We start from the raw sequence: 23,044 nt of genomic DNA, 5'->3' as shown, positions 1-23,044 counted from the left end.
GCTTGAGCAACTTAGAATATTGCAGCTTCCTTTCCCGTCGTCGCCCGTGGCTGAAGCGCCGCTCGGATGGCGGTCGAGTTCGTGGTTCATTGCAAGTGCTTTGGCTAACCTGTCGCCACTCGATCGCACGGAATACTTGGTAACGGCTTGGCTGATCTATCTCGCCCGCATCACGGGAGAAACAGAGCTTCAACTGGGATGGACGCCTGCATCGGATCGATCGCAACCTGGCTCTAAAACTGGGGAGGTGCTAATCGCCTCTGTCGTGCCGATGGAAGTTACCATTGATCTTGCACAGGGTTTTAGAAAAGTGCGCAAAACGGTGGCGGCCGAACTCTCACAGCTGAGGGAGCACGCTAGCTTCGCGCGGGATCTTATCGCGCGCTGCCCGACATTGCGAGGTGTAGAGGCGCTACGATCGCGCCAGCCCTGGCCGATTGGCATCACAATCACGAGGGACAGCTGTTCTGCTCCTGGTGATCTGGCGTTGAGCCCAAGTGCTGGGGCAGCCCTATGCGGCGATTTGCTGACGTTTGAGATTTGCGCTCTGGATGGGAGCGTTCGATGGCACTTTGATGCAAGTCGATTAGCGCTCCAGCAGATCGACCGTATGACGCAGCATCTGCAAAATCTGTTGCGTGGTGCGATGGCCGATGCCGGACAGCCGGTCGGTCGCATCGAGCTGCTGTCGTCTGCCGAGCGGACCTACCTGCTGGAGGATCTGAACCGGACGGCGGCGGCCTATCCCTCAGAGGTGTGCATCCATCAACTGTTCGAACAGCAGGTGCAAAAGGCGCCGGAGGCGGTGGCGCTGGTCTATGAGGACGAGCGGCTGAGCTATGGCGCGCTCAATGCGCGCGCCAACCGGCTGGCGCATCATCTGATCGGGCTCGGTGTCAAGCCGGATCAGCCGGTGGCGATCTGTCTGGAGCGCAGCCCGGCGATGGTGGTGGGGCTGCTGGCGATCCTCAAGGCCGGCGGCGCCTATCTGCCGCTCGATCCGACCTATCCCAGCGAGCGGCTGCGGCAGGTGCTCGACGATGCGGCGCCGCGGCTGCTGCTTTGCGATGCGGCCGGCCGCGCTGCGCTCGCCCCCGAGGCGCTGGCCGATCTGACGGTGGTCGATCTGGAGACGGCCACCCCGACCTGGGCGGAGCTGCCGGCCTCCGATCCCGAGCCGCGGGCGCTGGGCCTGACATCCCGCCATCTCGCCTATGTGATCTACACCTCCGGATCCACAGGAACGCCGAAGGGCGTCATGGTCGAGCATCAAAGCTTGGTCAATCACACAACCTGGCAGGCGGATCGATTCCAGTTTGCTGCCCATGACATTTTCTTGCAGCGAACATCCCCCTCTTTTGATGCCGCCGTATGGGAGCTATGGGCAGCCTTGTCGATTGGGGCCTGTGTAGCCCTTCTTCCTCTAGAGCGGCAATTAGATACTCGAACAATTTTCGATCTAATAAATAAGTGTCAAATAACAATCCTGCAATTGGTTCCGTCGCTTCTTTCAGCATTGCTTATGGTCACTGACGTTGAACAAAATGAAATCGATAGTTTACGATACGTATTCTGCGGCGGAGAGCTCCTCAAGAATGAGCAAGCCGCTAAATGGCTGCAATTCGCACCGCGGGCACTTGTCAACGTCTATGGACCTACTGAGGCAACGATTGACGCGACAGCCTGGGTGTATTCGACTGGATTTAACACGCCAGTTGTCCCGATTGGGCGTCCGATTGCGAACACGCGGGTGTATCTGCTCGACGGCCATGGCGCGCCTGTGCCGTTCGGGGCGGTGGGGGAGCTTTACATCGGCGGGGCGGGGGTGGCGCGCGGCTACCTGAACCGTCCGGATCTGACGGCGGAGCGGTTCCTGGCGGATCCGTTCAGCGGCAAGGCGGGTGCCCGGATGTACCGGAGCGGCGACCTGGCGCGCTACCTGCCGGACGGCAATCTGGAATTCCTCGGCCGCAACGACGAGCAGGTGAAGATCCGCGGCTTCCGCATCGAGCCGGGCGAGATCGCCGCCCGGCTTTGCGAGCACGCCTGGGTGCGCGAGGCGGTGGTGGTGGCGCACGCGGATGGCGCCGGCGACAAGCGTCTTGTCGCCTATGTGGTTGCGAGGACGACGGACGGGTCGGCCGAAGCCGATGGCGCCGGGCTTGCTGCGTCGTTGCGGGCGCATCTGGGTGGCCTGCTGCCGGACTATATGGTGCCGTCGGCCTTCGTGCGGCTGGAAGCACTGCCGTTGACGCCGAACGGCAAGCTCGACCGCAAGGCGCTGCCGGTCCCCGACGACGATGCCTATGCGCGTCGGGCCTACGAGGCGCCGCAGGGCGAGATCGAGACGCTGCTGGCCGGGATCTGGGCCGAGCTTCTCGGGATCGAGCGGATCGGCCGCCACGACCACTTCTTCGAACTCGGCGGCCACTCATTGTTGGCCGTGCAGCTGATGGAGCGGCTGCGGCGGCTGTCGCTGGGGGTGGGGGTGCGCACCCTATTCGCCCAGCCGGTGCTTTGCGATCTGGCCGCAAGTCTTGGCAGCCATCAGGAGGTGGCGGTGCCGGCCAACCTGATCGGCGAACAGAGCACGGCGATCACGCCGCAGATGCTGCCGCTGATCGATCTGGTCCAGCCGGAGATCGACCGGATCGTGTCGACGGTGCCCGGCGGCGTCGGCAATATCCAGGATATCTATGGCCTGTCGCCGCTGCAGGACGGCATCCTGTTCCATCATCTGTTGGCCAGCCGCGGCGATCCCTACCTGCTGGTGTCGCAGATGGTGTTTGCCGATCGGGGTGTGCTCGATCGCTATCTTGCTGCGGTTCAACAGGTGGTCGACCGCCACGACATTCTGCGCACGACCTTTGTCTGGGAGGGGCTGTCGAGCCCGGCCCAGGTGGTCTGGCGCAAGGCGCCGCTGGAAGTGCGCGAGGTCGAGCTGGATGAGGATGGCGGTCCCGGTTCCGAGCAGTTGAAGCGCCGGTTCGATCCGCGTCAGTATCGCATTGATCTTGGCCGGGCGCCGTTGTTGCGGATTGTCATCGCCCGCGAGCCGGGCAGCACACGCTGGCTGCTGTTGGAGCTGCAGCACCATCTGATCGGCGATCACACGACGCTGGAGATCATGCATGCCGAGGTGCGGGCGGTGCTGGAAGGACGCGGGCATGAGCTTGCCGCACCGCAGCCGTTCCGCAATCTGGTGGCGCAGGCGCGGCTTGGCATGGATGCCAAAGCGCATGAAGCGTTCTTCCGCTCGATGCTGGCCGACATCGACGAGCCGACCCTGCCGTTCGGGCTAAGCCAAGTGCATGGCGACGGCAGCGGGGTTGGCGAGGCGCATCGGATGTTGCCGCAGGCGCTCAACGAGCGGCTGCGCCACCAGGCGCGGCGGCTGGGGGTGAGTCTGGCCAGCCTCTGCCATCTGGCCTGGGGTCAGGTGGTGGCGCTGAGCAGCGGCCGCGAGCAGGTGGTGTTCGGCACGGTGCTGTTCGGCCGCATGCATGCCGGTGCCGGCGCCGACCGTGCCATGGGCTTGTTCATGAACACCCTGCCCGTGCGGCTCGACCTGGACGGCACCGGGGCCGAGGCGAGCGTGCGGGCTACGCATGCGCGGCTTTCCGAGCTGCTGGCACACGAGCATGCCTCGCTGGCACTGGCGCAACGCTGCAGCGGCGTTGCGCCGCCGGCGCCGCTGTTCAGCGCGCTGTTGAACTATCGCCACAACACGCCGGCGGCCCTGGCCGGCTCCGGAGCGGAGGATGGTCTGTCTGGCATCGAATGGCTGGAGGAGGAGGAACGCACCAACTATCCGCTGGCGCTGTCGGTGGATGATTTTGGCGAGGCGCTCGGGCTGACGGCGCAGGTGGCCGAGCCTGTCTCTGCGGATCGGGTCTGCGGCTACATGCAGCGGGCGCTCGAGCAACTGGCCGAGGCACTGGAACATGCCCCCAATAGGCCGGTGCGCGAGCTCGACATCCTGCCGGCCCACGAGCGCACCTATCTGCTGGAGGATCTGAACCGGACGGCGGCGACTTATCCGTCGGATCTTTGCATCCATCAGCTGTTCGAACAGCAGGTGCGCCGGGCGCCCGACGCGGTCGCACTGGTCTTCGAAGAGCAGTCGATCTCCTATGGCGCGCTCAATGCGCGGGCCAACCGGCTGGCGCATCATCTGATCGGGCTCGGCGTCAAGCCGGATCAGCCGGTGGCGATCTGCCTGGAGCGCAGCCCGGCGATGGTGGTGGGACTGCTGGCGATCCTCAAGGCCGGCGGCGCCTATGTGCCGCTCGATCCGGCCTATCCGTCGACGCGGCTGCGGCAGGTGCTCGACGATGCGGCGCCGCGACTGCTGCTGGCCGATGCGGCCGGACAATCTGCGCTCGGCGCCGAGGCGCTGGCCGATGTGACGGTGGTCGATCTGGAGACGGCCACCCCGGCCTGGGCGGAGCAGCCGGCCTCCGATCCCGAGCCGCGGGCGCTGGGCCTGACCGCCCGCCATCTCGCCTATGTGATCTACACCTCAGGCTCGACCGGAACGCCGAAGGGCGTCATGGTCGAGCATCAAAGCCTGGTCAATCTCACAGCATGGCATGTGCAAACATTTTGTCCGCAACCAGAAACCTGCTGCACACTCACGGCTGGAGTGGCATTCGATGCCAGCGCTTGGGAGTTATGGTCTGCATTATACAATCGCAGCACATTGCTGCTCCCACCCAGAGCGGCAGCAGGAGATCCTCTGCTTCTCCTGCAATGGTGGCGTGATCAACCACTGGACGCCGCCTTTTTGGTCACGCCGCTGGCTGCAACGGCATTGGAAGGCGAGCTGGTAACTCCCTTGTTGGAGTACTTGCTTATTGGCGGTGATCGTCTGCAGCGTGTGCCTTCCCGGCTACCGTCGCCTCTCAAGTTAATAAACAACTATGGTCCTACGGAAGTTACTGTGGTGGCAACGTCGGGACAGCTCTTCAGTGACGCTGTGCCACATATCGGCCGTCCGATTGCGAACACGCGGGTGTATCTGCTCGACGGCCATGGTGCGCCTGTGCCGTTCGGGGCGGTGGGCGAGCTTTACATCGGCGGGGCGGGGGTGGCGCGCGGCTACCTGAACCGTCCGGATCTGACGGCGGAGCGGTTTATGGCCGATCCGTTCAGTGATGAGCCAGGTGAGCCAGGTGCCCGGATGTACCGGAGCGGCGACCTGGCGCGCTACCTGCCGGACGGCAATCTGGAATTCCTCGGCCGCAACGACGACCAGGTGAAGATCCGTGGCTTCCGCATCGAGCCTGGCGAGATCGCCGCCCGGCTTTGCGAGCACGCCTGGGTGCGCGAGGCGGTGATGGTGGCGCACGAGGATGGCGCCGGCGACAAGCGGCTTGTCGCCTATGTGGTCTGTGGACCCGAGACGGTATCGGACGACGAAGATGACGGAAGCGGGCTTGCCGGCGCCTTGCGCGCGTATGTGAGCGGGCGACTGCCGGACTATATGGTGCCGTCGGCCTTCGTGCGGCTGGAAGCACTGCCGTTGACGGCGAACGGCAAGCTCGATCGCAAGGCGCTGCCGGCGCCGGACGACGACGCCTATGCGCGAGCGGGTTATGAGGCACCGCGCGGCGCGGTCGAGACGGCGCTGGCCGCGATCTGGGCCGAGCTTCTCGGGATCGAGCGGATCGGCCGCCACGACAACTTCTTCGAACTCGGCGGCCACTCGCTGCTGGCGGTGCAACTGTTGAGCCGGCTGTCGCAGGCCGTTGGTGTGGAACTGCCGCTGGCGACGCTGTTTGCCAAGCCGGTGCTTTCCGATCTGGCGGCAAGCATCGTCGAGCTGTTGAGCCGCGCCGGTCCGCATGACCTGCCGGCGATTGCGGCCGTATCGCGTCACGAGCCGCTTGTGCTGTCGTTTGCGCAGCAGCGGCTATGGTTTTTGGCGCAGCTGGACGAAGGCGGCACGAACTATCACATGCCGCTGGGGTGGCGGCTGCGGGGGGCGCTCAACCGCAGCGCCTGGCAGCGCAGCCTCGACCACTTGTTTGCCCGTCACGAGGCGCTGCGCAGTGTCTTTGTCGCACCGCAGGGCAAGCCCCGGGTTGAGGTTCTGCCGCCGGATGCGGGACTGCCGGTGGTCGAGCACGATCTGCGGGACAGGCCGGATGCGCAAGCCGCGCTTTCGGATCTGTGCCATGAAGAGGCGCACACGCCGTTCGATCTGGCGCGTGGGCCGCTGATCCGCGGGCGGCTGATCCGGATGTCGGATGACGACCATGTCTTCCTGCTGACGCAGCATCACATCGTCTCGGACGGCTGGTCGATGGGCGTGCTGGTGCGTGAGCTGAGCAGTCTTTACCGGGCGTTTGAGGCCGGGCGCGACGATCCGTTGCCGCCGCTGGCGATCCAGTACTCGGATTATGCCGCCTGGCAACGACAATGGCTGTCGGGGGAACGGCTGCAGACCCAGGCGCAATATTGGCGCGACACCCTGTATGGCGCGCCGGCCCGTCTTGCGCTGCCGACGGACTGGCCGCGGCCGGCGCAGCAGTCGTTTGCCGGCGCGAGCGTGCCGGTCGTCATCGATGCGGATCTGACGCGCGGCTTGAAGCGGCTGAGCCGGCAGCATGGCACGACGTTGTTCATGACGATGCTGGCGGCCTGGGCAGCGGTGCTGTCGCGTCTGTCGGGGCAGGACGACCTTGTCATCGGCGTGCCGAGCGCCAATCGCTGCCGGCGCGAGATCGAAGAGCTGATCGGCTTCTTCGTCAACACCCTGGCGCTTCGGATCGACCTGTCGGGCGAGCCGAGCATGTCCGATCTCCTGGAGCGGACGCGGCGCACAGCCTTGACTGCACAGGAGCATCAGGACCTGCCGTTCGAGCAGGTCGTCGACATCGTGCAGCCACCCAGGCATCTTGATCACACGCCGTTGTTCCAGGTGATGTTGGCCTGGCAGAACAACACCGTTGAGTCGCTCGATCTAGCCGGGTTGAGCGTGGGGGCTGCGGGCGAGGAGTTCGATCAGGTCAAGTTCGATCTGGAACTGAACCTGGGAGAGCAGGGCGAGGTCATCGCCGGGACTCTGGGTTATGCGACGGCGTTGTTCGACCGGGCGACGATCGAGCGGCAGCGTGGCTATCTGTTGGCGCTGCTGCGGGCGATGGTTGCCGATGCAGAGCAGCTGGTCGGTCGCATCGAGCTGCTGTCCTCTGCCGAGCGGACCTACCTGCTGGAGGATCTGAACCGGACGGCGGTGGCCTATCCCTCAGAAGTGTGCATCCATCAGCTGTTCGAACAGCAGGTGCAAAAGGCGCCGGAGGCGGTGGCGCTGGTCTATGAGGACGAGCGGCTGAGCTATGGCGCGCTCAATGCGCGGGCCAACCGGCTGGCGCATCATCTGATCGACCTCGGTGTCAAGCCGGATCAGCCGGTGGCGATCTGCGTCGAGCGCAGCCCGGCGATGGTGGTGGGGCTGCTGGCGATCCTCAAGGCCGGCGGTGCCTATCTGCCGCTCGATCCGACCTATCCCAGCGAGCGGCTGCGGCAGGTGCTCGACGATGCGGCGCCGCGGCTGCTGCTTTGCGATGCGGCCGGCCGCGCTGCGCTCGCCCCCGAGGCGCTGGCCGATCTGACGGTGGTCGATCTGGAGACGGCCACCCCGACCTGGGCGGAGCTGCCGGCCTCCGATCCCGAGCCGCGGGCGCTGGGCCTGACATCCCGCCATCTCGCCTATGTGATCTACACCTCCGGATCCACAGGAACGCCAAAGGGCGTCATGGTCGAGCATCAAAGCCTGGTCAATCTCGGGCTGGCCCAGATCGGGCTTTTCGGCGTTGGTTCAAATAGCCATGTCGTGCAGTTCGCCTCCTTTGGTTTTGATGCAAGTGCTTGGGAGCTTGTCATGGCATTTGGCTCCGGCGCCGCATTGCACTTGCCTGCGAATGAGCTCCGTCAGGCGGGTAATAAGCTATCGGATTACCTGCGAAGCAAAGCCATCAGCCATGCGACGCTACCCCCAGCCTTGCTTCAGGCAAGCAGGCATCTGGAATGTTTGGCGTCGCAAACTCTCATTCTTGCTGGAGAGCTGCCGAACGCTGAACTCATCCGAAGTTTGGCCCCGGCATCCATTGCCAACGCCTATGGCCCCACCGAAGCAACAGTCTGCGCGACGGTTTGGAGTTGTCCCGATGATTTTGATGGATCAATCGTCCCGATCGGCCGTCCGATTGCGAACACGCGGGTGTATCTGCTCGACGGCCATGGTGCGCCTGTGCCGTTCGGGGCGGTGGGGGAGCTTTACATCGGCGGGGCGGGGGTGGCGCGCGGCTACCTGAACCGTCCGGATCTGACGGCGGAGCGGTTTATGGCCGATCCGTTCAGTGATGAGCCAGGTGAGCCAGGTGCCCGGATGTACCGGAGCGGCGACCTGGCGCGCTACCTGCCGGACGGCAATCTGGAATTCCTCGGCCGCAACGACGACCAGGTGAAGATCCGCGGCTTCCGCATCGAGCCTGGCGAGATCGCCGCCCGGCTTTGCGAGCACGCCTGGGTGCGCGAGGCGGTGGTGGTGGCGCACGCGAATGGCGCCGGCGACAAGCGTCTTGTCGCCTATGTGGTTGCGAGGACGACGGACGGGTCGGCCGAAGCCGATGGCGCCGGGCTTGCTGCGTCGTTGCGGGCGCATCTGGGTGGCCTGCTGCCGGACTACATGGTGCCGTCGGCCTTCGTGCTGTTGGAAGCACTGCCGTTGACGGCGAACGGCAAGCTCGACCGCAAGGCGCTGCCGGTCCCCGACGACGACGCCTATGCGCGTCGGGCCTACGAGGCGCCGCAGGGCGAGATCGAGACGGCGCTGGCCGCGATCTGGGCCGAGCTTCTCGGGATCGAGCGGGTCGGGCGCCACGACAACTTCTTCGAACTCGGCGGCCACTCATTGTTGGCCGTGCAGCTGATGGAGCGGCTGCGGCGGCTGTCGCTGGGGGTGGGGGTGCGCACCCTATTCGCCCAGCCGGTGCTTTGCGATCTGGCCGCAAGTCTTGGCAGCCACCGGGAGGTGGCGGTGCCGGCCAACCTGATCGGCGAACAGAGCACGGCGATCACGCCGCAGATGCTGCCGCTGATCGAGCTGGTCCAGCCGGAGATCGACCGGATCGTGTCGACGGTGCCCGGCGGCGTCGGCAATATCCAGGATATCTATGGCCTGTCGCCGCTGCAGGACGGCATCCTGTTCCATCATCTGTTGGCCAGCCGCGGCGATCCCTACCTGCTGGTGTCGCAGATGGTGTTTGCCGATCGGGGTGTGCTCGATCGCTATCTTGCTGCGGTTCAACAGGTGGTCGACCGCCACGACATTCTGCGCACGACCTTTGTCTGGGAGGGGCTGTCAAGCCCGGCCCAGGTGGTCTGGCGCAAGGCGCCGCTGGAAGTGCGCGAGGTCGAGCTGGATGAGGATGGCGGTCCCGGTTCCGAGCAGCTGAAGCGCCGGTTCGATCCGCGTCAGTATCGCATTGATCTTGGCCGGGCGCCGTTGTTGCGGATTGTCATCGCCCGCGAGCCGGGCAGCACACGCTGGCTGCTGTTGGAGCTGCAGCACCATCTGATCGGCGATCACACGACGCTGGAGATCATGCATGCCGAGGTGCGGGCGGTGCTGGAAGGACGCGGGCATGAGCTTGCCGCGCCGCAGCCGTTCCGCAATCTGGTGGCGCAGGCGCGGCTTGGCATGGATGCCAAAGCGCATGAAGCGTTCTTCCGCTCGATGCTGGCCGACATCGACGAGCCGACCCTGCCGTTCGGGCTAAGCCAAGTGCATGGCGACGGCAGCGGGGTTGGCGAGGCGCATCGGATGTTGCCGCAGGCGCTCAACGAGCGGCTGCGGCAACAGGCGCGGCGGCTGGGGGTGAGCCTGGCCAGCCTTTGCCATCTGGCCTGGGCCCAGGTGGTGGCGCTGAGCAGCGGCCGCGAGCAGGTGGTGTTCGGCACGGTGCTGTTCGGCCGCATGCATGCCGGTGCCGGCGCCGACCGTGCCATGGGCTTGTTCATCAACACCTTGCCCATCCGGCTCGACCTGGACGGGACTGGAGTTGAGGAAAGTCTGCGTATCGCCCACGCCCGTCTGGCCGAATTGCTCTCACACGAGCATGCCTCGCTGGCCTTGGCGCAACGCTGCAGCGGCGTTGCGCCGCCGGCGCCGCTGTTCAGCGCGCTGTTGAACTACCGCCACAACACGCCGGCGGCCATGTCGGGTTCCGGACCGGATGATGGGCTGGCGGGGGTGGAATGGCTGGGCGCGGAGGAACGCACCAACTATCCGCTGAGCCTGTCGGTGGAGGATTTTGGCGAGGCGCTCGGCCTGACGGCGCAGGTGGCCGAGCCGATCTCTGCGGATCGGGTCTGCGGCTACATGCAGCGGGCGCTCGAGCAACTGGCCGACGCACTGGAATATGCCCCCGATAGGCCGGTGCGCGAGCTGGATATCCTGCCGGCCGACGAGCGCACCTACCTGCTGGAGGATCTGAACCGGACGGCGGCACCTTACCCGTCGGATCTTTGCGTGCATGAGCTGTTCGAGGCGCAGGTGCGCCGGGCGCCCGACGCGGTGGCGCTGGTCTATGAGGACGAGCGGCTGAGCTATGGCGCGCTCAATGCGCGGGCCAACCTGCTGGCGCATCATCTGATCGGGCTCGGCGTCAAGCCGGATCAGCCGGTGGCGATCTGTCTGGAGCGCAGCCCGGCGATGGTGGTGGGGCTGCTGGCGATCCTCAAGGCCGGCGGCGCCTATCTGCCGCTCGATCCGACCTATCCCAGCGAACGGCTGCGGCAGGTGCTCGACGATGCGGCGCCGCGACTGCTGCTGGCCGATGCGGCCGGCCGCGCGGCGTTGGGCGCCGAGGCAATCGCCGATCTGAGCGTGGTCGATCTCGATGCGGCCACGCCCGCCTGGGCGGAGCTGCCGGCCTCCGATCCCGAGCCGCGGGCGCTGGGCCTGACATCCCACAATCTCGCCTATGTCATCTACACATCGGGATCCACCGGCACGCCGAAGGGCGTCATGGTCGAGCATGCGAGCGTACTGAATTTCCTATATGCTTTTTCGGATATCGCGAGGATCTCTGAACGGGATGTACTCCTAGCGATCACAACCATCTCGTTTGATATCGCGGGGATGGAGTTATATCTTCCATTGGGCGCGGGAGGCACAGTCGTCCTTGCCAACCGTAAGGATGCTCCGGATGCTGTGGCGTTGCAGCAACTTCTGGTCCATCACAAGATTTCTATGATGCAGGCCACTCCGGCGACGTGGCGCATGCTATTAGATGCCGGCTGGCAAGGAACACCGGACGTAAGTGTGTTGTGTGGAGGCGAAGCATTACCTGCAAATCTGGCGTCACGTCTTAACAGAGGAGCGAGGTCTCTAAGGAATCTCTACGGTCCGACCGAAACAACGATCTGGTCGTCCAGTTTTCCTATTGAAACGAGCATTGGTGAGCTCCATCACAACGTCCCGATCGGCCGTCCGATTGCGAACACGCGGGTGTATCTGCTCGACGGCCATGGTGCGCCTGTGCCGTTCGGGGCGGTGGGCGAGCTTTACATCGGCGGGGCGGGGGTGGCGCGCGGCTACCTGAACCGTCCGGATCTGACGGCGGAGCGGTTTATGGCCGATCCGTTCAGTGATGAGCCAGGTGAGCCAGGTGCCCGGATGTACCGGAGCGGCGACCTGGCGCGCTACCTGCCGGACGGCAATCTGGAATTCCTCGGCCGCAACGACGACCAGGTGAAGATCCGTGGCTTCCGCATCGAGCCTGGCGAGATCGCCGCCCGGCTTTGCGAGCACGCCTGGGTGCGCGAGGCGGTGATGGTGGCGCACGAGGATGGCGCCGGCGACAAGCGGCTTGTCGCCTATGTGGTCTGTGGACCCGAGACGGTATCGGACGACGAAGATGACGGAAGCGGGCTTGCCGGCGCCTTGCGCGCGTATGTGAGCGGGCGACTGCCGGACTATATGGTGCCGTCGGCCTTCGTGCGGCTGGAAGCACTGCCGTTGACGGCGAACGGCAAGCTCGATCGCAAGGCGCTGCCGGCGCCGGACGACGACGCCTATGCGCGAGCGGGTTATGAGGCACCGCGCGGCGCGGTCGAGACGGCGCTGGCCGCGATCTGGGCCGAGCTTCTCGGGATCGAGCGGATCGGCCGCCACGACAACTTCTTCGAACTCGGCGGCCACTCGCTGCTGGCGGTGCAACTGTTGAGCCGGCTGTCGCAGGCCGTTGGTGTGGAACTGCCGCTGGCGACGCTGTTTGCCAAGCCGGTGCTTTCCGATCTGGCGGCAAGCATCGTCGAGCTGTTGAGCCGCGCCGGTCCGCATGACCTGCCGGCGATTGCGGCCGTATCGCGTCACGAGCCGCTTGTGCTGTCGTTTGCGCAGCAGCGGCTATGGTTTTTGGCGCAGCTGGACGAAGGCGGCACGAACTATCACATGCCGCTGGGGTGGCGGCTGCGGGGGGCGCTCAACCGCAGCGCCTGGCAGCGCAGCCTCGACCACTTGTTTGCCCGTCACGAGGCGCTGCGCAGTGTCTTTGTCGCACCGCAGGGCAAGCCCCGGGTTGAGGTTCTGCCGCCGGATGCGGGACTGCCGGTGGTCGAGCACGATCTGCGGGACAGGCCGGATGCGCAAGCCGCGCTTTCGGATCTGTGCCATGAAGAGGCGCACACGCCGTTCGATCTGGCGCGTGGGCCGCTGATCCGCGGGCGGCTGATCCGGATGTCGGATGACGACCATGTCTTCCTGCTGACGCAGCATCACATCGTCTCGGACGGCTGGTCGATGGGCGTGCTGGTGCGTGAGCTGAGCAGTCTTTACCGGGCGTTTGAGGCCGGGCGCGACGATCCGTTGCCGCCGCTGGCGATCCAGTACTCGGATTATGCCGCCTGGCAACGACAATGGCTGTCGGGGGAACGGCTGCAGACCCAGGCGCAATATTGGCGCGACACCCTGTATGGCGCGCCGGCCCGTCTTGCGCTGCCGACGGACTGGCCGCGGCCGGCGCAGCAGTCGTTTGCCGGCGCGAGCGTGCCGGTCGTCATCGATGCGGATCTGACGCGCGGCTTGAAGCGGCTGAGCCGGCAGCATGGCACGACGTTGTTCATGACGATGCTGGCGGCCTGGGCAGCGGTGCTGTCGCGTCTGTCGGGGCAGGACGACCTTGTCATCGGCGTGCCGAGCGCCAATCGCTGCCGGCGCGAGATCGAAGAGCTGATCGGCTTCTTCGTCAACACCCTGGCGCTTCGGATCGACCTGTCGGGCGAGCCGAGCGTGTCCGATCTCCTGGAGCGGACGCGGCGCGCAGCCTTGACTGCACAGGAGCATCAGGACCTGCCGTTCGAGCAGGTCGTCGACATCGTCCAGCCACCTAGGCATCTTGATCACACGCCGTTGTTTCAGGTGATGCTGGCCTGGCAGAACAACACCGTTGAGTCGCTCGATCTAGCCGGGTTGAGCGTGGGGGCTGCGGGCGAGGAGTTCGAACAGGTCAAGTTCGATCTGGAACTGAACCTGGGAGAGCAGGGCGAGGTCATCGCCGGGACTCTGGGTTATGCGACGGCGTTGTTCGACCGGGCGACGATCGAGCGGCAGCGTGGCTATCTGTTGGCGCTGCTGCGGGCGATGGTTGCCGATGCCGGACAGCCGGTCGGTCGCATCGAGCTGCTGTCCTCTGCCGAGCGGACCTACCTGCTGGAGGAGTTGAACCGGACGGAAGCGGACTATCCGTCGGATCTTTGCGTGCATGAGCTGTTCGAGGCGCAGGTGCGCCGGGCGCCCGACGCGGTGGCGCTGGTCTATGAGGACGAGCGGCTGAGCTATGGCGCGCTCAATGCGCGGGCCAACCGGCTGGCCCATCATCTGATCGGGCTCGGGGTCAAGCCGGATCAGCCGGTGGCGATCTGCGTCGAGCGCAGCCCGGCCATGGTGGTGGGACTGCTGGCGATCCTCAAGGCCGGCGGCGCCTATGTGCCGCTCGATCCGGCCTATCCGTCGACGCGGCTGCGGCAGGTGCTCGACGATGCGGCGCCGCGACTGCTGCTGGCCGATGCGGCCGGACAATCTGCGCTCGGCGCCGAGGCGCTGGCCGATGTGACGGTGGTCGATCTGGAGACGGCCACCCCGGCCTGGGCGGAGCAGCCGGCCTCCGATCCCGAGCCGCGGGCGCTGGGCCTGACCGCCCGCCATCTCGCCTATGTGATCTACACCTCAGGCTCGACCGGAACGCCGAAGGGCGTCATGGTCGAGCATCAAAGCCTGGTCAATCTCACAGCATGGCATGTGCAAACATTTTGTCCGCAACCAGAAACCTGCTGCACACTCACGGCTGGAGTGGCATTCGATGCCAGCGCTTGGGAGTTATGGTCTGCATTATACAATCGCAGCACATTGCTGCTCCCACCCAGAGCGGCAGCAGGAGATCCTCTGCTTCTCCTGCAATGGTGGCGTGATCAACCACTGGACGCCGCCTTTTTGGTCACGCCGCTGGCTGCAACGGCATTGGAAGGCGAGCTGGTAACTCCCTTGTTGGAGTACTTGCTTATTGGCGGTGATCGTCTGCAGCGTGTGCCTTCCCGGCTACCGTCGCCTCTCAAGTTAATAAACAACTATGGTCCTACGGAAGTTACTGTGGTGGCAACGTCGGGACAGCTCTTCAGTGACGCTGTGCCACATATCGGCCGTCCGATTGCGAACACGCGGGTGTATCTGCTCGACGGCCATGGCGCGCCTGTGCCGTTCGGGGCGGTGGGCGAGCTCTACATCGGCGGGGCGGGGGTGGCGCGCGGCTACCTGAACCGTCCGGATCTGACGGCGGAGCGGTTCCTGGCGGATCCGTTCAGCGGCAAGGCGGGTGCCCGGATGTACCGGACCGGCGACCTGGCGCGCTACCTGCCGGACGGCAATCTCGAGTTTCTGGGCCGCAACGACGAGCAGGTGACGATCCGCGGCTTCCGCATCGAGCCGGGCGAGATCGCCGCCCGGCTTTGCGAGCACGCCTGGGTGCGCGAGGCGGTGGTGGTGGCGCACGCGGATGGCGCCGGCGACAAGCGTCTTGTCGCCTATGTGGTTGCGAGGACGACGGACGGGTCGGCCGAAGCCGATGGCGCCGGGCTTGCTGCGTCGTTGCGGGCGCATCTGGGTGGCCTGCTGCCGGACTATATGGTGCCGTCGGCCTTCGTGCGGCTGGAAGCACTGCCGTTGACGCCGAACGGCAAGCTCGATCGCAAGGCGCTGCCGGTCCCCGACGACGATGCCTATGCGCGTCGGGCCTACGAGGCGCCGCAGGGCGAGATCGAGACGCTGCTGGCCGGGATCTGGGCCGAGCTTCTCGGCGTCGAGCGGGTCGGGCGCCACGACAACTTCTTCGAACTCGGCGGCCACTCATTGTTGGCCGTGCAGCTGATGGAGCGGCTGCGGCGGCTGTCGCTGGGGGTGGAGGTGCGCACCCTGTTCGCCCAGCCGGTGCTTTGCGATCTGGCCGCAAGTCTTGGCAGCCACCGGGAGGTGGCGGTGCCGGCCAACCTGATCGGCGAACAGAGCACGGCGATCACGCCGCAGATGCTGCCGCTGATCGAGCTGGTCCAGCCGGAGATCGACCGGATCGTGTCGACGGTGCCCGGCGGCGTCGGCAATATCCAGGATATCTATGGCCTGTCGCCGCTGCAGGACGGCATCCTGTTCCATCATCTGTTGGCCAGCCGCGGCGATCCCTACCTGCTGGTGTCGCAGATGGTGTTTGCCGATCGGGGTGTGCTCGATCGCTATCTTGCTGCGGTTCAACAGGTGGTCGACCGCCACGACATTCTGCGCACGACCTTTGTCTGGGAGGGGCTGTCAAGCCCGGCCCAGGTGGTCTGGCGCAAGGCGCCGCTGGAAGTGCGCGAGGTCGAGCTGGATGAGGATGGCGGTCCCGGTTCCGAGCAGCTGAAGCGCCGGTTCGATCCGCGTCAGTATCGCATTGATCTTGGCCGGGCGCCGTTGTTGCGGATTGTCATCGCCCGCGAGCCGGGCAGCACACGCTGGCTGCTGTTGGAGCTGCAGCACCATCTGATCGGCGATCACACGACGCTGGAGATCATGCATGCCGAGGTGCGGGCGGTGCTGGAAGGACGCGGGCATGAGCTTGCCGCGCCGCAGCCGTTCCGCAATCTGGTGGCGCAGGCGCGGCTTGGCATGGATGCCAAAGCGCATGAAGCGTTCTTCCGCTCGATGCTGGCCGACATCGACGAGCCGACCCTGCCGTTCGGGCTAAGCCAAGTGCATGGCGACGGCAGCGGGGTTGGCGAGGCGCATCGGATGCTGCCGCAGGCGCTCAACGAGCGGCTGCGGCAACAGGCGCGGCGGCTGGGGGTGAGCCTGGCCAGCCTTTGCCATCTGGCCTGGGCCCAGGTGGTGGCGCTGAGCAGCGGCCGCGAGCAGGTGGTGTTCGGCACGGTGCTGTTCGGCCGCATGCATGCCGGTGCCGGCGCCGACCGTGCCATGGGGCTGTTCATCAACACCTTGCCCATCCGGCTCGACCTGGACGGCACCGGGGCCGAGGCGAGCGTGCGGGCTACGCATGCGCGGCTTTCCGAGCTGCTGGCACACGAGCATGCCTCGCTGGCGCAGGCGCAACGCTGCAGCGGCGTTGCGCCGCCGGCGCCGCTGTTCAGCGCGCTGCTGAACTACCGCCACAACACGCCGGCGGCCCTGGCCGGCTCCGGAGCGGAGGATGGGCTGGCGGGGGTGGAATGGCTGGGCGCGGAGGAACGGACCAACTACCCGCTGAGCCTGTCAGTGGAGGATTTTGGCGAGGCGCTCGGGCTGACGGCGCAGGTGGCCGAGCCTGTCTCTGCGGATCGGGTCTGCGGCTACATGCAGCGGGCGCTCGAGCAACTGGCCGAGGCACTGGAACATGCCCCCAATAGGCCGGTGCGCGAGCTCGACATCCTGCCGGCCCACGAGCGCACCTATCTGCTGGAGGATCTGAACCGGACGGAAGCGGACTATCCGTCGGATCTTTGCATCCATCAGCTGTTCGAACAGCAGGTGCGGCAGGCGCCGGAGGCGGTGGCGCTGGTCTATGAGGACGAGCGGCTGAGCTATGGCGCGCTCAATGCGCGGGCCAACCGGCTGGCGCATCATCTGATCGGGCTCGGGGTCAAGCCGGATCAGCCGGTGGCGATCTGCGTCGAGCGCAGCCCGGCGATGGTGGTGGGGCTGCTGGCGATCCTCAAGGCCGGCGGCGCCTATCTGCCGCTCGATCCGACCTATCCCAGCGAACGGCTGCGGCAGGTGCTCGACGATGCGGCGCCGCGACTGCTGCTGGCCGATGCGGCCGGACAATCTGCGCTCGGCGCCGAGGCGCTGGCCGATGTGACGGTGGTCGATCTGGAGACGGCCACCCCGGCCTGGGCGGAGCAGCCGGCCTCCGATCCCGAGCCGCGGGCGCTGGGCCTGACCGCCCGCCATCTCGCCTATGTGATCTACACCTCAGGCTCGACCGGAACCCCCAAAGGAGCACAGAATGAGCATCGGGCTATTATCAACCGCCTGACCTGGATGCAAAAAGCCTACGCGCTCAAGGCAACTGATGTCGTCTTGCAGAAGACGTCATTTGGCTTCGATGTCTCGGCCTGGGAGTTCTTCTGGACATTGCTTGAAGGAGCGACCCTGGTGCTGGCGCAGCCTGATGCACATAAAGACCCCGATGCGCTTGTAAACTTGATAATTAGCCAACGCATCACCACTGCACACTTTGTACCATCCATGCTGATCAGCTTTATGGACGCCAAGGGTGTTGATCGCTGCACATCGCTGCAGCGCCTCCTGTGCAGTGGCGAGGCGCTTCCTGCCGACAGCGTGCACAAGGTTCGGCGCGTATTGCCTTGGAGTGGCCTGCACAATCTATACGGTCCCACGGAAGCTGCCATCGACGTTACAGCGTGGAGTTGTCCCGATGATTTTGATGGATCAATCGTCCCGATTGGGCGTCCGATTGCGAACACGCGGGTGTATCTGCTCGACGGCCATGGCGCGCCTGTGCCGTTCGGGGCGGTGGGCGAGCTCTACATCGGCGGGGCGGGGGTGGCGCGCGGCTACCTGAACCGTCCGGAGCTGACGGCGGAGCGGTTTATGGCCGATCCGTTCAGTGATGAGCCAGGTGAGCCAGGAGCGCGGATGTACCGGACCGGCGACCTGGCGCGCTACCTGCCGGACGGCAATCTCGAGTTTCTGGGCCGCAACGACGAGCAGGTGAAGATCCGCGGCTTCCGCATCGAGCCTGGCGAGATCGCCGCCCGGCTTTGCGAGCACGCCTGGGTGCGCGAGGCGGTGGTGGTGGCGCACGCGAATGGCGCCGGCGACAAGCGTCTTGTCGCCTATGTGGTTGCGAGGACGACGGACGGGTCGGCCGAAGCCGATGGCGCCGGGCTTGCTGCGTCGTTGCGGGCGCATCTGGGTGGCCTGCTGCCGGACTACATGGTGCCGTCGGCCTTCGTGCTGTTGGAAGCACTGCCGTTGACGGCGAACGGCAAGCTCGACCGCAAGGCGCTGCCGGTCCCCGACGACGACGCCTATGCGCGTCGGGCCTACGAGGCGCCGCAGGGCGAGATCGAGACGGCGCTGGCCGCGATCTGGGCCGAGCTTCTCGGGATCGAGCGGGTCGGGCGCCACGACAACTTCTTCGAACTCGGCGGCCACTCATTGTTGGCCGTGCAGCTGATGGAGCGGCTGCGGCGGCTGTCGCTGGGGGTGGGGGTGCGCACCCTATTCGCCCAGCCGGTGCTTTGCGATCTGGCCGCAAGTCTTGGCAGCCACCGGGAGGTGGCGGTGCCGGCCAACCTGATCGGCGAACAGAGCACGGCGATCACGCCGCAGATGCTGCCGCTGATCGAGCTGGTCCAGCCGGAGATCGACCGGATCGTGTCGACGGTGCCCGGCGGCGTCGGCAATATCCAGGATATCTATGGCCTGTCGCCGCTGCAGGACGGCATCCTGTTCCATCATCTGCTGGCCAGCCGCGGCGATCCCTACCTGCTGGTGTCGCAGATGGTGTTTGCCGATCGGGGTGTGCTCGATCGCTATCTTGCTGCGGTTCAACAGGTGGTCGACCGCCACGACATTCTGCGCACGACCTTTGTCTGGGAGGGGCTGTCAAGCCCGGCCCAGGTGGTCTGGCGCAAGGCGCCGCTGGAAGTGCGCGAGGTCGAGCTGGATGAGGATGGCGGTCCCGGTTCCGAGCAGCTGAAGCGCCGGTTCGATCCGCGTCAGTATCGCATTGATCTTGGCCGGGCGCCGTTGTTGCGGATTGTCATCGCCCGCGAGCCGGGCAGCACACGCTGGCTGCTGTTGGAGCTGCAGCACCATCTGATCGGCGATCACACGACGCTGGAGATCATGCATGCCGAGGTGCGGGCGGTGCTGGAAGGACGCGGGCATGAGCTTGCCGCGCCGCAGCCGTTCCGCAATCTGGTGGCGCAGGCGCGGCTTGGCATGGATGCCAAAGCGCATGAAGCGTTCTTCCGCTCGATGCTGGCCGACATCGACGAGCCGACCCTGCCGTTCGGGCTAAGCCAAGTGCATGGCGACGGCAGCGGGGTTGGCGAGGCGCATCGGATGTTGCCGCAGGCGCTCAACGAGCGGCTGCGGCAACAGGCGCGGCGGCTGGGGGTGAGCCTGGCCAGCCTTTGCCATCTGGCCTGGGCCCAGGTGGTGGCGCTGAGCAGCGGCCGCGAGCAGGTGGTGTTCGGCACGGTGCTGTTCGGCCGCATGCATGCCGGTGCCGGCGCCGACCGTGCCATGGGCTTGTTCATCAACACCTTGCCCATCCGGCTCGACCTGGACGGGACTGGAGTTGAGGAAAGTCTGCGTATCGCCCACGCCCGTCTGGCCGAATTGCTCTCACACGAGCATGCCTCGCTGGCCTTGGCGCAACGCTGCAGCGGCGTTGCGCCGCCGGCGCCGCTGTTCAGCGCGCTGTTGAACTACCGCCACAACACGCCGGCGGCCATGTCGGGTTCCGGACCGGATGATGGGCTGGCGGGGGTGGAATGGCTGGGCGCGGAGGAACGCACCAACTATCCGCTGAGCCTGTCGGTGGAGGATTTTGGCGAGGCGCTCGGCCTGACGGCGCAGGTGGCCGAGCCGATCTCTGCGGATCGGGTCTGCGGCTACATGCAGCGGGCGCTCGAGCAACTGGCCGACGCACTGGAATATGCCCCCGATAGGCCGGTGCGCGAGCTGGATATCCTGCCGGCCGACGAGCGCACCTACCTGCTGGAGGATCTGAACCGGACGGCGGCACCTTACCCGCCGGATCTGTGCATCCACGAGCTCTTCGAGGCGCAGGTGCGGCAGGCGCCGGAGGCGGTGGCGGTGGTCCATGATGACGAGCGGGTGAGCTATGGCGAGCTCAATGCGCGGGCCAACCGGCTGGCCCATCATCTGATCGGGCTCGGGGTCAAGCCCGGTGATAGCCTTGCGACAATGCTGGACCGCTCCGTCTCTCTTGTGGTGGCGCAGCTGGCGATCTTGAAGGCGGGGGGAGTGTATGTGCCGATCGATCGCGCTCTTCCATCTGCGCGACAAGAATGGCTGATTGCCGACTGTGCTGCACGCTTGGTGCTTAGCGGGAGTGACGATGGGGATCTGGTCGAGGCGACGATCCCTGTTTTGCCCATTGAGCCGCTGATAGCTGGAACCGGATCCAGTGCCGATCTTGGCCTGGCATTGAGCGCCGAGGCTGCCGCTTACGTGATGTACACGTCCGGCTCGACCGGCCTTCCCAAGGGGGTTGTTGTGCCTCATCGTGCCGTCAACCGGCTCGTCATCAACAATGGCTATGCGCAGTTCAGCTCGAGTGATCGTGTGGCGTGGGTGGGCAATCCCGCGTTTGATATCAGTACCCTGGAAGTGTGGGCACCGCTGCTATGCGGTTCAAGCCTGATTGTAATTCCCTACACGGATGTGCTGCAGCCAGAGGTTCTGCGCAGTCTAGTTCAGCAGCACCGCATTACGGTCCTGCATTTGACAGCCGGGTTGTTCAGCCAGAGCGCTTATGATTTAGATCCGGTGCTGGCGAGTTTGCGATTGCTATTGGTCGGCGGCGATGCGGTTGATGTGGCAGCAGTAGCTCGGGTTTTGAAGCAGAACGGACCACAGCATCTCTTGCACTGCTACGGTCCGACCGAAACGACGACCTTTGCGACAGTCTGCGAGATCACCGCGACTAATGCGACATCCCGCCGCCTCCCGATTGGCCGTCCGATTGCGAACACGCGGATCTATCTGCTCAACGGCCATGGTGCGCCTGTGCCGTTCGGGGCGGTGGGCGAGCTTTATATCGGCGGGGCGGGGGTGGCGCGCGGCTACCTGAACCGTCCCGAGCTGACGGCGGAGCGGTTTATGGCCGATCCGTTCAGTGATGAGCCAGGTGAGCCAGGAGCGCGGATGTACCGGACCGGCGACCTGGCGCGCTACCTGCCGGACGGCAATCTGGAATTCCTCGGCCGCAACGACGACCAGGTGAAGATCCGCGGCTTCCGCATCGAGCCGGGCGAGATCGCCGCCCGGCTTTGCGAGCACGCCTGGGTGCGCGAGGCGGTGGTGGTGGCGCACGCGGATGGCGCCGGCGACAAGCGTCTTGTCGCCTATGTGGTTGCGAGGACGACGGACGGGTCGGCCGAAGCCGATGGCGCCGGGCTTGCTGCGTCGTTGCGGGCGCATCTGGGTGGCCTGCTGCCGGACTATATGGTGCCGTCGGCCTTCGTGCGGCTGGAAGCACTGCCGTTGACGCCGAACGGCAAGCTCGACCGCAAGGCGCTGCCGGTCCCCGACGACGATGCCTATGCGCGTCGGGCCTACGAGGCGCCGCAGGGCGAGATCGAGACGCTGCTGGCCGGGATCTGGGCCGAGCTTCTCGGGATCGAGCGGATCGGCCGCCACGACCACTTCTTCGAACTCGGCGGCCATTCGCTCCTGGCGGTGCAGTTGCTCGGTCGAACGCTCGCCGTTGGGCTGAAGTTTAGCGCCGCCGATCTCTTCGAAGCCCCCATATTGAAGGAACTCACATCAAAGATTCATTTTCAGCGACGGCCCAGCGTTCCGGAAGTGATTTCCGTTCAGGCAACCGGATCACAACCACCGCTCTTCTTTGTTCCCACAGGTTCGGGCGATTGTTCCTATGTCCTCAGTTTGGTGGAGGAAATGGACGTAGACTGTCCCATCTACGCTCTGCCATGGCCGCCTTTCAAACAAGTTTGTCCACCAACTCTAGAGGGAATAGCCGCGGAGGTGATCCTGGCGATTAGAGAGAGCCAGCCACGGGGTCCATACCGCTTTGCTGGATACTCATCAGGTGCAATCTTGGCTTACGCAATTGCCCAGCACTTGCTGAGTCTCGATGAAGCTGTATCATTCATCGCTCTCATCGATGTTGCGTTACCCGCAAATCCATCAAGCATATCGCCCACCCAAAAGGTACGAGAAGTGCTGCTGAATTCATTTGAATCCTTAGATGATGAGCGCTTCGAAATATTGGAACGCTTTGCTGGACAAAGTTCAATTGCCCAGCTGCTTGAAAAGGCACAGCAAATTGGGGCGATGCCTCTCGATCGTGATCTCCACAACGACGTTTTGATGTATGAAAAGATTGCGCAGTTCCAAAGGGCGCTGGACTTGTATAAAGTTCCATCCCTACCGGTTGAGATCCACCAGTTCTATGCCAACGAGCCTCTCCTCAGCCGTCGGGCGCGACCTCGGAGAAATTCAATGAGTCCTGAGGCAAGTTCGCCCATGCGGGGTTGGGACAGGGTTTTAAGTGAGGCGACCATTCATACCATACCGGTGCCAGGCGACCACATGACGATGATGGATGTTCCAGAAAACCGTCGAGCTCTGGCTCGACAGTTATCGACGGCCTTAAACCGCTCATTGACAACAAAAGCTTCGAATCGTCCGGTAAACGCCGGACAGGTACAGTCTCGTCGGATCGACTTTCGTTCGCCTGGTTGATGTCATTTGTTATTGATTTCG

Annotated in this window: 1 protein-coding gene; it reads left to right on the top strand. The window is 65.1% G+C overall.

Annotated features, from left to right (window positions below; genetic code table 11):
- Nucleotides 1–610 precede the first annotated feature (610 nt).
- Nucleotides 611–23,023 carry a non-ribosomal peptide synthase/polyketide synthase gene (locus WGT02_RS33340; RefSeq protein WP_375679860.1) on the top strand — a complete coding sequence of 7,471 codons (22,413 nt, stop codon included), beginning with the start codon at nt 611–613 and terminating at the stop codon, nt 23,021–23,023.
- Nucleotides 23,024–23,044 lie beyond the last annotated feature (21 nt).

Source organism: Rhizobium sp. T1470 (assembly GCF_042140505.1).
Classification (GTDB): Bacteria; Pseudomonadota; Alphaproteobacteria; order Rhizobiales; family Rhizobiaceae; genus Rhizobium; species Rhizobium favelukesii.
Note: the sequence above shows the minus strand (reverse complement) of the source record. Positions and strands in the feature narration are given on the sequence as shown.